General features: G+C 73.0%; 10 protein-coding genes. All 10 read left to right on the top strand.

The window, feature by feature from the left end; genetic code table 11:
• Positions 1–2: 2 nt before the first annotated feature.
• Genes O7632_RS21780 through O7632_RS21735 form a run of 10 tightly spaced genes read left to right on the top strand, consistent with a single transcriptional unit; the run spans position 3 to position 12,967 of the window.
• Positions 3–2,162: an ABC transporter ATP-binding protein gene (locus O7632_RS21780; RefSeq protein WP_278116788.1), complete on the top strand. Its 2,160-nt coding sequence runs from the start codon at positions 3–5 to the stop codon at positions 2,160–2,162.
• A 10-nt stretch (positions 2,163–2,172) separates the two neighbouring features.
• The gene (locus tag O7632_RS21775) at positions 2,173–4,260 is read left to right on the top strand and encodes a hydantoinase/oxoprolinase family protein (protein ID WP_278116787.1); all 2,088 of its coding nucleotides are present in this window, start codon (positions 2,173–2,175) and stop codon (positions 4,258–4,260) included.
• Entirely contained in the window at positions 4,257–5,945 is a 1,689-nt protein-coding gene (locus tag O7632_RS21770) for a hydantoinase B/oxoprolinase family protein (protein WP_278116786.1), read from the top strand. Before O7632_RS21775 ends, O7632_RS21770 begins: the two co-directional genes overlap by 4 nt.
• A complete protein-coding gene (locus tag O7632_RS21765) occupies positions 5,938–7,698 on the top strand; it encodes a hydantoinase B/oxoprolinase family protein (RefSeq protein ID WP_278116785.1) in 1,761 nt (586 codons plus the stop codon). The genes O7632_RS21770 and O7632_RS21765 overlap by 8 nt, the downstream gene beginning before the upstream one ends.
• A 25-nt stretch (positions 7,699–7,723) precedes the next feature.
• The gene (locus O7632_RS21760; protein WP_278116784.1) at positions 7,724–8,992 is read left to right on the top strand and encodes an amidohydrolase family protein; all 1,269 of its coding nucleotides are present in this window, start codon (positions 7,724–7,726) and stop codon (positions 8,990–8,992) included.
• Between the two features lie 20 nt (positions 8,993–9,012).
• On the top strand, positions 9,013–9,444 hold the full coding sequence (locus O7632_RS21755; RefSeq protein WP_278116783.1) for a nuclear transport factor 2 family protein: 432 nt from the start codon (positions 9,013–9,015) through the stop codon (positions 9,442–9,444).
• The gene (locus tag O7632_RS21750; RefSeq protein ID WP_278116782.1) at positions 9,441–10,442 is read left to right on the top strand and encodes an NADPH:quinone oxidoreductase family protein; all 1,002 of its coding nucleotides are present in this window, start codon (positions 9,441–9,443) and stop codon (positions 10,440–10,442) included. Before O7632_RS21755 ends, O7632_RS21750 begins: the two co-directional genes overlap by 4 nt.
• Entirely contained in the window at positions 10,439–10,798 is a 360-nt protein-coding gene (locus tag O7632_RS21745) for a TIGR04076 family protein (protein WP_278116781.1), read from the top strand. Before O7632_RS21750 ends, O7632_RS21745 begins: the two co-directional genes overlap by 4 nt.
• A 28-nt stretch (positions 10,799–10,826) precedes the next feature.
• The gene (locus O7632_RS21740) at positions 10,827–11,834 is read left to right on the top strand and encodes an LLM class flavin-dependent oxidoreductase (RefSeq protein ID WP_278116780.1); all 1,008 of its coding nucleotides are present in this window, start codon (positions 10,827–10,829) and stop codon (positions 11,832–11,834) included.
• Complete coding sequence (locus O7632_RS21735; RefSeq protein ID WP_278116779.1) at positions 11,834–12,967, top strand: alpha/beta hydrolase; 1,134 nt, start codon at positions 11,834–11,836, stop codon at positions 12,965–12,967. Before O7632_RS21740 ends, O7632_RS21735 begins: the two co-directional genes overlap by 1 nt.
• Positions 12,968–12,999: the final 32 nt, after the last annotated feature.

Genomic DNA, 12,999 nt, shown 5'->3' with positions numbered 1-12,999 from the left:
CGATGGACCCGACGACGACCCGCGAACTGCTCGCCATCGAGAACCTGTCGGTGCTGATCCGCCGGCCCGGCCGGCAGGTGGCCGCGCTCAGCGACGTCAGCCTGCACGTCGACCGGGGCGAGGTGGTCGGCCTGGTCGGCGAGAGCGGCGGCGGCAAGTCCATGGTGGCCCGCTCCATCGTCGGGCTGCTGCCCGGCGGCGCGCGGGCCACCGGCCGGGTCCGCTTCCACGGCGGCGACAGTCCCGCTGGTCCGGGCGATGGTGAGTCCGTCGACGTGCTGCGGCTCGGACCGGAGCAGCTGCGCCGCCACCGGGGCCACGGCGCGGCGATCTGCTTCCAGAACCCGCGCGGCGCGCTCAGCCCCACCCGTACCGTCGGTCGACAGTTGGCCGACCGGCTCGTCACCCATCAGGGCGTGACCCGCCAGCAGGCCCGCGAGACCGCCCAGGAACTCTTCGCGGCCGTCGGCATCCGCAGCCCGCAGCGACGGCTGGCGGCGTACCCGCACGAGCTGTCCGGCGGGATGGCGCAGCGGGTGATGATCTCGCTGGCCACCGGCTGCGCGCCCGGCCTGCTGATCGCCGACGAACCCACCACCGGCCTGGACGTCACCCTGGCCCGGGAGATCCTGCGGCAGTTCCGCCACGCCGCCGACACCGACCGGCGCGGGGTACTGCTGATCTCACACGACCTGGCCTCGATCGCCGAGGTCTGCGACCGGGTGGTGGTGCTCTACGCCGGCACCGTCGTGGAGAGCGGGCCGGTGGCCACGGTGCTGCGCGCGCCGGCCCACCCGTACACCCGGGCGTTGCTCGCCTCGGTGCCCGACGTCGACGGCCGGCCGGTCCGGGCCACCGCTGGCGGCATGCCGTTGCTGACGCGGCCGCCGACGAGCTGCCCGTTCGTGACGCGCTGCGCGCACGCCACCGACCACTGCGCCACGCTGCGCCCGCCGACCGGGGCCGGGCCGGCCGCCGTGTCGGACAGCACCGCCGCCGGCTTCGGTGCTGGCAGCGCCGGCTGGACGCTGGCCTGCTTCCACCCGCAGACCGGGCCGCTGACCGCCGGCACCTCGACGACTGTCGGCACGTCGACCGGCACGTCGACCGGCGGCACGACGACCGGCGACGCGGAGCCGACCGCCGCCGCCGACCGGACGGTGCTGCGGATCGCCGACGCCCACGTGGTCTACCGCAGCCGGTTCGGGCGCGGCGGACACCACGCGTTGCGCGGCGTCGACCTGACCGTGGCCGCCGGCGAGACCCTCGGCGTCGTCGGGGAGAGCGGCTGCGGCAAGTCGACCCTGGCCAAACTGATCCTGGGACTGGTCGAGCCGGCCGACGGCACCGTGGAGATCGGCGGCGCCCGGATGGCCGACCTGCGCGGCCGGGCGCTGCGCACCCTGCGGACCCGCGCCCAGATGGTGTTCCAGGACCCGTTCGGCTCACTCAGCCCGCGCCGCAGCGTCGCCGACGCCATCGGCGAACCGTTGCGGGCCCTCGGCGTACCGGCCGACGAGCGGGCCGAGCGGGTCGGCACGGTGCTGGACCGGATGGGCCTGGACCGGTCGATCCTGGCCCGCCGCCCGCACGAACTCTCCGGCGGCCAGGCCCAGCGGGTCGGCATCGCCCGCGCCCTGGTCGGCGACCCCGACCTGATCGTGTTCGACGAGCCGACGTCGGCGTTGGACGTCACCGTGCAGGCACAGATCCTGGAGGTGATCCGCGACGTCGCCGCCGACCGCGACCGGGGCTCGATCTTCATCTCCCACGACCTGGCCACGGTACGCGGGTTCGCCGACCGGGTGATCGTGCTCTACCTGGGCCGGATCGTCGAGGAAGGCCCGGTAGACGAGGTCTTCACCCGTCCGGCGCACCCGTACACGCGGGCGTTGCTGTCCAGCGCGCCGAGCCTCGGGGCCGGCTTCGGCGGCGGCCGGGTCGAGCTGCTCACCGACCTGGAGGAGGCCGACGCCGAGGCCGGCTGCCCGCTCGCCGCCCGCTGCCCGTTCGCCACCGACCGCTGCCGCAGCGAGCACCAGCACCTGCGGCCGTACGGGCCCAGCCGGGCGGCCTGCTGGCGGGCACCGGAGATCCCCGACCTGCTGACCGTCCCGACCACCGCGTCGGCGTCGACGGACGCCACCGCTTCCGAAAGGTGACCCCACGACGATGTCCGCACCCCACATCCGGCTCGCTGTCGACATCGGCGGCACCTTCGTCGACGCGATGGAACTCGACACCCGCACCAACCAGGTCCGGTTCCGTAAGGCGTCGACCACCCCGGCCCGCCCGTGGGAGGGCGTGCTGGACGCGGTGACCGCGCTCGGCACCGACCTGTCGCAGGTGGAGTTGTTCATTCACGGCACCACGCTCGGGCTCAACGCCGTACTGGAACGCCGGGGCGGGGCCACCGGGATCATCACCAACGAGGGTTTCCGGGACATCTTTCTGCTCGGCCGGGGCAACGTGCCCGCCGACCACATGTACGACTTCCAATACGAGCGGCCGGAGAGCCTGGTCAAACGCCGGTACACGGCCGGGGTCACCGGCCGGCTCGACTACCGGGGCCGGGTGGTGACCGAGCTGGACCCGGACAGCGTCCGGGCCGCCGCCCGTACCCTGGTCGAAGGCCAAGGTGTCGGTTCGATCGCGGTCTGCTTCCTGCACTCGCACGTCGACCCGCGCCACGAGCGCGCCGCCGCCGCGCTCATCCGCGAGGCGTACCCGCAGGTCAGCGTCTCGGTGTCGACGGACATCGTGCGGGAGCACCGCGAGTACGAGCGGACCAGCACCACCGTGCTGGAGGCCTACATCCGGCCGATCTTCGAACGCTACGTCGACGAGCTGGAGTCCGGGCTGGCCGCCCGGGGCTTCACCGGCCGGTTCCTGATCATGCGCTCCGGCGGCGGGTCGATGACCTCGGCGATGGCCAAGACGTCGCCGACGCACACCGTGCTGTCCGGCCCGGCCGGCGGCATCGTCGGCGCCGCCTACCTGGCCGGCGCGTTGGGCCGGGACAACCTGTTGACCTTCGACATCGGCGGTACGTCGTTGGACGCCTGCGTGATCGAACGCGGCAGCCCGGTCGCCGCCTACGAGGCGCAGCTGGAGCACTTCCCGCTGCTGATCCCGACGTACGACATCCGCACCATCGGTGCCGGCGGCGGCTCGATCGCCTGGCTGGACCGGGGGCTGCTCAAGGTGGGTCCGCAGAGTGCGGGCGCCGATCCGGGTCCGGTCTGCTACGGCCGGGGCGGGCAGCGGCCGACCGTCACCGACGCCTCGGTGGTGCTCGGCTACGTCGACCCGGACCGCTTCTTGGCCGGCACCATGGGGTTGCAGGCCGCGGCGGCGCGGGCCGCCCTCGACGAGCAGATCGCCGCCCCGCTGGGACTGACCCCGACGGCGGCCGCAGCCGGCGTCTACGACGTACTACTGGCCCGGACCGTCGGCGCGGTCCGCCAGATCACCGTGGAACGTGGCCACGACCCCCGGGTGTTCTCGCTGCTGGCCTTCGGTGGCGCCGGGCCGCTGCTGGCCCCGCTGCTGGCCCGCGAGATGGGGATTCGGGAGGTCGTCGTGCCGTTCGCCCCGTCCGGCTTCTCCGCCTGGGGGATGCTGTCGGCCGACATCGTCGACGACTTCTCCCGTACGGTGCTGGCCACCCTGGACGCCGACGCGCCGGAGGGCAGCGTCGACCTGGCCGTGCTGGAGTCGACGTTCGCCGAGGTCGAAGCCGAAGCGGTCGGCTCCCTGGTGGAGCAAGGTGTGGACGCCGCCTCGGCGGTGCTGGAACGCCAACTGGAGCTGCGCTACCTCGGCCAGGAACACAGCCTGATCGTCACGATCGGCACCGACTTGGACCGCGACGCGATCCGCGCCGCCTTTACCGAACTGCACCGCACCCGGTACGGCCACGCGATGAGCAACCGGCTGCAGATCCTCAACCTGCGGGTACGCGGCATCGGCCGGACCACCCGCCCGGAGCTGGTCCGTCCGGCGGCCGGCGACGGCGACCCGACGCGCGACGGCGACCCGACGCGGGCACTGCTCGGCCACCGCGACGCCTTCGACTTCGGCACCCGCGAGGTGGCGTCGTTCGCCGTCTACGACCGGTCGAAGCTGGCCCCGGGGGACCGGTTCGCCGGGCCGGCCCTGGTCGACGAGGGCACCTCGACCACTGTGGTGCCCAGCGGGCAGCGCGTCGAGGTCGACCCGCACGGCTACCTGCTGGTCACCCTGGAGGAGGCGAAGTGAGCACTCTGGACGGCGCGACCACCGAAGTGGTCCGCAGCTACCTGATCTCCGCCGCCGAGGAGATGCGGGCCACGTTGATCCGTACCTCGTTCAACCCGGTGATCTACGAGGTGCACGACTTCGGCATGTCGATGTACGACGCCGACCTGCGGCTGATCGCCGAAGCGACCGGGTTGACCTTCTTCCTCGGCGCCAACGATTTCTCGCTCGCCAAAGGGGTCGACTACGTCGGCCGGGAGAACCTGCACTCCGGCGACGTCGTGCTGCTGAACTACCCGTACTGGAACGCGGCGCACGCCTCGGACGCCACCCTGTTCGCGCCGGTCTTTCAGCCCGATGAGGCCGATCCGGAGGGCGATGGCACCCTGGTCGGGTTCCTCTGTGTGCGGGCGCACTGGATGGACCTCGGCGCCAAGGACCCGGGGTACGTGCTCGACTCCACCGACATGCACCAGGAGGGGCTGATCTTCCCCGGCACGAAGGTGGTGTCGCGGGGTGAGCCGGTGCACGAGATCCACGAACTGATCCGGTTCAACTCGCGGATGCCGGCCGAGGTGCTCGGCGACCTGCACGCCCAGATCGCCGCGCTGCGCACCGGCGAGCGGCGGTTCCTGGAGATCCTGGCCAAGTTCGGCCGGCCCACCGTGGACGCCGCCGTCGAGGCGATCATCGCCGACGGCGAGGCGCGCAGCCGGGCCGCCCTGGCCGCGCTGCCGCAGGGGTCGTGGACCGCCACCGACTGGGTCGACGACGACGGCATCACCGACGACCCGGTGAAGATGCAGGTCACCGTGACCATCGCAGACGGCACCTTCACCGTCGACTTCGCCGGCTCGTCACCGGCGGTGCCCGGCCCGATCAACATGCCGTACGGGGCCACCGGAGCGATCTGCAAGGTCATCCTGAAGTCGTTGACCTCGCCGGACCAGCCCTCGAACGCCGGCACCATCGCGCCGCTGCGGGTCAAGGCCGAGCCGGGCAGCCTGTTCCACGCCGTCTACCCGCAGCCGACGTTCACCCTGTGGACCGGGATCGTCGCCGTCGAACTGATCCTCAAGGCGCTCGCCCAGGGCATGCCGGACCGGTTGGCGGCCTCGTCCGGCGGGGACGTGCCCGGGTTCATGATGGTCGGCATCCACCCGGACACCGGGCAGCTCTTCGCGGTCAGCAACAACGACCCGGTCGGCTGGGGCGCCACCCGCGACCACGACGGGACGAACGCCGCCACCCACGTCTCCGGCAGCACCGGCCGGATCACCCCGATCGAGGTCCTCGAAGCCCGGACCGGGATGTTCTTCGAACGGGTCGAGATGCGCACCGACTCCGGCGGCGCCGGCCGGCACCGGGGCGGCGTGGGGCTGCGCCGCGACATCCGGTTCGTCACCCCGGGCGAGTTCCTGTCGGTGATCAAAAAGACGAAGTCGGCGCCGTGGGCGCTCGACGGCGGCACCCGGCCGGACCCGAACCAGGTGATCGTCTTCCCCGGCACCGAGCGGGAGCACCGGGTCAGCACCAAGCGGACCCCGGTCGTACCCGGTGACCGGATCACCCTGCTCACCGCCGGTGGCGGCGGGCACGGCGACCCGCGCGGGCGGGATGCCGAGGCGGTCCGCGAAGACGTCGCCGAAGGCTACGTGTCGCCGGCCGCCGCCCGCGACGTCTACGGGGTCGACGTCGATGGCTAGCCCTTCGGCCGGGTCCGGCGGGCCAGCGGCACCTACAGTGGACGGCGCGGCGGCCGAAGTCGTGCGCAGCTACCTGGTCGCCGCCGCCGAGGAGATGCGCTCCGCGCTGGTGCGCACCGCGTTCAACCCGGTCATCTACGAGGTGTACGACTTCGGCATCTCCATCTACGACGCCGGGCTGCGACTGGTCGCCGAATCGACCGGGCTGAGCCGGTTCCTTGGCGCCAACGACTACTCGATCCGCAAAGGCGTCGAGTACGTCGGCCGGGACAACCTGCACCCCGGCGACATCGTGCTGCTCAACTACCCGTACTGGAACGCGGCGCACGCCTACGACGCCACCCTGTTCGCCCCGGTGTTCCTGCCTGACCCGGCCGGGGACGGTGCCGGCGGTGACGGCCCGGCCGGCGACGGCACCCTGGTCGGGTTCCTCTGCGTACGGGCGCACTGGATGGACCTCGGTGCCAAAGACCCGGGATACGTGCTCGACTCCACCGACATGCACCAGGAAGGCATCATCTTCCCCGGGACCAAAGTGTTCCGCCGGGGCGAGGAGGCGCACGAGATCATCGAACTGATCCGCTTCAACTCGCGGATGCCCGACCTGGTCATCGGTGACCTGCACGCCCAGGTCGCGGCACTGCGGACCGGCGAACGGCGGCTGATCGAGCTGATCGAGCGGTTCGGCCCGGCCACCGTGAGCACGGTCGTCGACACCGCGATCGCCGCCGCGCAAGGCTCCACCGCCGACGCCCTCGCCGCGCTGCCGCAGGGCTCCTGGACCGCCGTCGACTGGCTCGACGACGACGGCATCACCGACGAACCGATCCGGATGCAGGTCACCGTCACCATCGCCGACGGCACCTGCACCATCGACTTCACCGGGTCGTCACCCGCCGTCGCCGGTCCGGTCAACCTGCCGTACGGGTCGACGATCGCCACCGCCCGGGTCGCGTTCAAGGCGCTGACCACCCCGACCGAGCAGACCAACGCCGGGCACTTCACCGCGCTGCGGGTGGTCGCCGAACCGGGCAGCCTGTTCCACGCCGTCTATCCGGCCGCCACCTTCACCCAGTGGACCGGCACCGTGGCGATGGAGCTGATCTACCAGGCACTCGCCCAGGGCATGCCGGACCGGCTGGCCGCCTCGTCCGGCGGCGACGTGCCCGGGTTCATGATGGTCGGCACCCACCCCGACACCGGGCAGCTCTACGCGGTCAGCAACAACGACCCGGTCGGCTGGGGTGCCGCACCCGGGCACGACGGCATCGGCCCGGCCAACCACCTGTGCCAGACCCAGGCCCGCAACACCCCGGTCGAGGTCCTCGAAGCCCGTACCGGGATGTTCTTCGAACGGGTCGAGACGCGCACCGACTCCGGCGGCGCCGGCCGACACCGGGGCGGACCCGGGCTGCGCCGCGACATCCGGTTCACCACGCCGGGCGAGTTCCTGTCGGTGATCAAAAAGACGAAGTCGTCGCCGTGGGCCCTCGACGGTGGCGCGCGGCCCGATCCGATCCAGGTCATCGTGCACCCGGGCACCGACCGGGAGCACCGGGTCAGCACCAAACGGACCCCGGTCGTACCCGGTGACCGGATCACCCTGCTCACCGCCGGCGGCGGCGGGCACGGCGACCCACGCGACCGCGATCCCGAGGCGGTCCGCGAAGACGTCGCCGAAGGCTACGTGTCACCGGCCGCCGCCCGCGACGTCTACGGCGTACCCGTCCCGTACCGAAAGAGGTTCCGATGAGCATCATCGATGATCGGACGCCGGCATGAGCGCCGCCGCCCGCCCCGACCCGGTCGACACCGTCCTGACCAACTGCACCGTCGTCGACGCCCGGATCCTCGACGGCGTCGGCCCGGTCGCCGACGCCGCCGTCTGGGTACGGGACGAGCGGATCGCCGCCGTCGGCCCGGCCGCCGAGGTGACCGCCGCCGCGCGGGCTGAAGCCGACGTCACCGAGATCGACCTCGACGGGGCGTACCTGACGCCCGGGCTGACCAACATGCACACCCATCTGTCGCTGTCGTTGCCCGGCCCGGGTGGGCAGAACGTCAAGAACATGACCCCGCACGAGCTGGCCTTCTACATGGCCGACGGCGCCCGCCGGACGCTGCTGTCCGGGGTGACCACCGTGCGCTGCGTCGCCGAGAAGGACCACGCCGACTTCGCGCTGCGCCGGGCGATCACCGCCGGCCGGGTCACCGGGCCACGGATCTTCACCGCCGGCCGGGCGCTGGTCTGCACCGGCGGGCACGGCCACGAAAGCACCGACACGCTGGAATGCGACGGCGCGGACGGATTCCGGCGTGGCGTCCGCAGTCAGATCAAAGCCGGTGCCGACCTGATCAAAGTGATGATCTCCGGCGGGATCGCCGGTGAGCACGAGGCGATCCACACCCGGCAACTCTTCCCCGACGAGATGGCCGCCGTCATCGACACCGCGCATGCCTGGGGCCGCAAGGTCACCGCCCACGCCGGCCCGGCACCGGTCATCGGCGAAGCCGTCGAACTCGGCCTGGACTGCGTCGAACACGGATACCAGCTCACCGAGACCGTCGCCGCGCGGATGGCGCGGCTCGGCACCGCCCTCGTCCCGACCCTGCTGGTCACCCGGTGCAAGGAGTTCTTCGACGAACTCGGCGTACCGGAGTGGATGCAGTGCCGCTCGCTCGGTGCCGGGCCGCGACACCTGGAAAGCTACGCCATGGCCCTCGCCGCCGGGGTGGAGGTGCTGCTCGGCAGCGACATGCCACCGTTCTGGCATTTCGAAGGCACCAACGCCTCGGTACGCGAGTTGGAGTACATGTCCGACGGCGGCATCGGCCCGACCCGCGCGCTGTACGCCGGCACGCTGGGGCCGGTCCGCTGGCTCGGCGCCGACGCCGACCTCGGCACCGTCGAGGCCGGCAAGTACGCCGACCTGGTGGCGATGGACGCCGACCCGGTCGCCGACACGTCCGCTTTCCGGGGCATCCGCTGGGTGATGTCCGGTGGCCGGATCGTCCGTGACGACCGTACGGGTTGGGCCGCCCGGTGACCGACGTGAGGAGGAGCGACATGTCCGGATCGGACAGCGCCGAGATCGCCGCCGGCATCGGTGACATGTACGCCGCGTTCCTGGCCGGCGACCGGTCCGGCTTCGACCGGCACCTGCACCCCGAGGTGACCACCTGGGAGACGCACCTGCCCGGCCCGCTGCGTACCCGCGCCGAACTGGACGCCTACCGGGCGCGGCGTGACGCCACCGGTGCCCGGCCGGTGCTGGACCGGCTCGCCCCGCAGGAGCTGCGGGTCGACGTGTGGGGCGACACCGCGCTGGCCCGCTACGTGCTGGTCGCGGTGCCCGCCGGTGGCGGCGCGGCGCAGCACAGCCGGGTCACCGACGTGCTGCGTCGCACCGACGACGGTTGGCGCATCGTGCACCACCACTCGGAACTGGTCCGCCACCCGGCGGAACCGGCCCGCACACCTGCCGGCGGCCCGGCATGAGACGACTGATCGCCACCGGGTATGGCGAACCGGACCAGGTGCTCACCGTCGCGGACCTGCCCGACGACCCGCCGCCCGGCCCCGGCCAGGTACGGATCGCGGTCGCCGCCGTCGGACTGAACTTCCTCGACGTGATGCTGTGCCGGGGCGAGTACCCGGTCCGGCCACGGCCGCCGTTCACCCCCGGCGTCGAACTGGCCGGCCGGGTCGTCGCCACCGGTGCCGGCGCCGAGGCCCTCGCCGGGGTCGACGTGGTGGCCTGCCCGGCGCTGCCGCACGGGGCGCTCGGCGACACCGTCACCATCGACGCGACGCTCGCCGTACCGCGTCCGGCGGACATCGACGACGGTGTCGCCGCCGCCGTCCCGGTCACCTACCAGACCGCCTGGTTCGCCCTGGAGCGCGCCGCGCTCCACGCTGGTGAGACGGTGCTGGTGCACGCCGGAGCCGGCGGCGTCGGGGTCGCCGCCACCCAGCTGGCGCGCGCCCGGGGCGCCCGGGTTATCTGCACCGCCGGCGGGCCGGCGAAGACCACGCTGTGCCGCGACAACGGCGCCGACGTGGCCGTCGACTACCTGGCCACCGACTTCGTCGACGCGGTACGCGACGCCACCGGCGGTGCCGGCGTCGACGTGATCGTCGACCCGGTCGGCGGTGACGTGTTCACCCGGTCGCTGGACTGCCTCGCCGTCGACGGCCGCCTCGTCGCGGTCGGCGCGGCCGGCGGCACCCCGCCACCGGTGGACCCGATGCGGCTGATCGCCGGCAACCACAGCCTGATCGGGCTCTCCTGGGGCTCGACGTATCCGTGGGCCCGGCCCGACGCGGTCGCCCAGGCGTACCAGCGGATCTTCGACCTGATCCGGACCGGCGCGGTCCGGCCCCCGGTCAACCGGGTCGTCGACCTGGCCGGCACCCCGGCCGCGCTCGCGGACCTGGCCGACCGGCGTACCACCGGCAAGATCGTCGTCCGGATCGACCCGAAGGAGCAACCGTGAGCGACCAGGCTGCCGGCACCGGCGGCGGTGACACGACCGGCGACGGCGACATGGAGGTCTACGACCTGCGGGTCAGCGTGGACCGGATCGACGGCCGGTCGGTCTGCGGGATGGCCGTCGGCGACCACTTCGAGCTGACCGACAGCGCCCACCTGAAGATCCCGGAAGGCAAACACTTCTGCGTGTACGCGCTCGCGTCGGTGCTGCCGTTCCTGGCCGCCAAGCAGCGCGACATGCCGCCGGGGGACTGGCTGGAACGCGACACCCTGTTCGCCTGCCCCGACCCGGAGGAGGGTCTGGTCATGCGGGTCGAACGGACCTGCAAACGGCGGATGAACTCCGCCGACCTGACCTGATCCGACTCTCATCCCTGCGGAGGTTCGCGTGATCGTCGAAATCGGACTCGGCCTGCAGAGCGACAAACGCGCCGGTGACTACGCCCGGCTGGCCCGCGCCGCCGAGGCGTACGGCTTCGACGTGCTCACCGTCTTCGGCGACCTGATGTACCAGCCGCCGATCTTCCCGCTGCTGGAAATGGCCGCCGTCACGCGACGGGTCCGGCTCGGCCCGGCCTGCCTGAACCCGTACTCGATGGCGCCGTACGAGATCGCCGGGCAGCTCGCCGCCCTCGACCTGGCCTCGCACGGGCGGGCCTACCTGGGGCTGGCCCGGGGCACCTGGCTCGGCGCGGTCGGCATCGACCAGCCGCGCCCGCTCACCGTGCTAGCCGAGGCCGCCGACGTCGTCTACCGGCTGCTCCGTGGCGACACCGCAGGCTTCGACGGCAAGGTCTTCCGGCTCGCCCCCGACACCACGCTGCGGTACGCCGTGCGGCGCCCGGACCCGCCGCTGCTGCTCGGCGCCTGGGGGCCGCGCGGTGCCGCCCTCGCCGGCCGGATCGCCGACGAGCTCAAGGTCGGCGGCAGCGCCAACCCCGACATGGTCGCGGTGATCCGCGACCGGATCCGCCCCGGTGCCGACGCCGCCGGCCGCTCCGTCGACGACATCGGCATCGTCTTCGGCGCGGTGACCGTGGTGGACACCGACGGCGAAGCAGCCCGGGCGAAGGCCCGCACGGAAGTGGCGATGTACCTGGCGGTCGTCGCCGACCTCGACCCGACGGTAACCGTCCCGGACGACCTGCTGGCGCGGGTCAAGTCGCTGGTGGCGGCCGGGCGCGACGTCGACGCGGGCCGGCTGGTCCCCGACGATCTGCTGGACCGGTTCGCCTTCTCCGGCACCCCGGAGCAGGTGGCCGCCCAGGCGCAGGCGCTGATCGACGCAGGTGTGCGCCGGGTCGAGTTCGGCACGCCGCACGGGTTGACCGACGATCGTGGGGTCGAGTTGCTCGGCGGCGCGGTGCTGCCGATGCTGCGGAGGGAGGCGACCTGATGACAGTGGACCGGGTGCTCGTCGTCGTCGGACCGGGACTGGCCGCCGATCCGGAGCTGCTGCGAGACCTCGCCGCCCGCGAGGCCGTGCCGCTCGGCGTCGACAGCGACGTCGTGGCCGCCGCCGACGCCGTCGAGGTGCGGCGGCAGCTCGCCGGCCTCGCCCCGGGCGGTGCCGCCGTGCTGCTACCCGGTCCGGACGAGGCGGTACGGGCGCTGCTGACCTGCGGCGAGGACTGGGCGGCCCGCACCGTCCACTACGACCTTGATGTCACCGGCCCTCAGCAGACCGACCCGGGCGCGGTCCACCTGTACGGCCGGGGGGTGTGGGGGCTTGCCTGGGCGATCCGGCACGCGGTGCACCGGCTGCGCCGCCCGGCGTCGCGGATCCCGTACGGCCCTGACCCGGACCAGTGGGGCGAGCTGCGGCTGCCGCCGAACCCGGGCGGTGCGGCGCTGCCGGTGGCGGTGCTGCTGCACGGCGGCTTCTGGCGGTCGATCTGGGCGGCGGACCTGATGGACGCGCTCGCCATCGACCTGGCCGACCGGGGCTACGCCGCGTGGAACCTGGAGTACCGCCGACCGGACCGGCACGGCTGGGCGGCCACCACCACCGATGTGGCGACCGGGCTGGCGGTGCTGGCCGACCTGCCGGAGCTGACCGGCGGCGCGGTGCCGGCCGGTCTGCTGGATTTGGACCGGGTCGCGGTGTTCGGCCATTCGGCCGGCGGACAGTTGGCGCTGCGGCTGGCCGCCGACAACGGTCCGGTGGCCGTGGCGCTCGCGGTGTCGTTGGCCGGCGTGCTCGATCTGGCCGAAGGGGAGCGGCGACAGGTCGGCACCGGGGCGGTCGCCGCCGCGCTCGGCGGCGGTCGCGACACCGTTCCGCAGGTGTACGCCGCCTCGGATCCGATGGCGCGGCTGCCGCTCGGCGTACCGCAGCTGATCGTGCAGGGCGCCGACGACGACCTGGACCTGATCGACGTCAACCGCCGGTACGTGGTGGCGGCCCGGGCCGCCGGCGACGATCCCGGCTGGCGGGAGCAGCCCGGCGACCACTTCTCGGTGATCGACCCGGCCGCGCCCATCTGGACGGCCACGATGGCCGAGGTCGACCGCAAACTGGGCCGTTGACCGGTGGCTGCCGTGCGGACTGATGTCCGTTC

The organism is Solwaraspora sp. WMMD406, from assembly GCF_029626025.1.
Taxonomy (GTDB): Bacteria; Actinomycetota; Actinomycetes; order Mycobacteriales; family Micromonosporaceae; genus Micromonospora_E.
This window is presented reverse-complemented; position numbering and strand designations above follow the sequence as displayed.

What these genes read in the sequence shown, in the direction of transcription:
- O7632_RS21735 (WP_278116779.1), top strand. Translation starts at nt 11,834, where the DNA reads ATGACAGTGGACCGGGTGCTCGTCGTCGTCGGACCGGGACTGGCCGCC.
- O7632_RS21755 (WP_278116783.1), top strand. Translation starts at nt 9,013, where the DNA reads ATGTCCGGATCGGACAGCGCCGAGATCGCCGCCGGCATCGGTGACATG.
- O7632_RS21765 (WP_278116785.1), top strand. Translation starts at nt 5,938, where the DNA reads ATGGCTAGCCCTTCGGCCGGGTCCGGCGGGCCAGCGGCACCTACAGTG.
- O7632_RS21780 (WP_278116788.1), top strand. Translation starts at nt 3, where the DNA reads ATGGACCCGACGACGACCCGCGAACTGCTCGCCATCGAGAACCTGTCG.
- O7632_RS21760 (WP_278116784.1), top strand. Translation starts at nt 7,724, where the DNA reads ATGAGCGCCGCCGCCCGCCCCGACCCGGTCGACACCGTCCTGACCAAC.
- O7632_RS21775 (WP_278116787.1), top strand. Translation starts at nt 2,173, where the DNA reads ATGTCCGCACCCCACATCCGGCTCGCTGTCGACATCGGCGGCACCTTC.
- O7632_RS21750 (WP_278116782.1), top strand. Translation starts at nt 9,441, where the DNA reads ATGAGACGACTGATCGCCACCGGGTATGGCGAACCGGACCAGGTGCTC.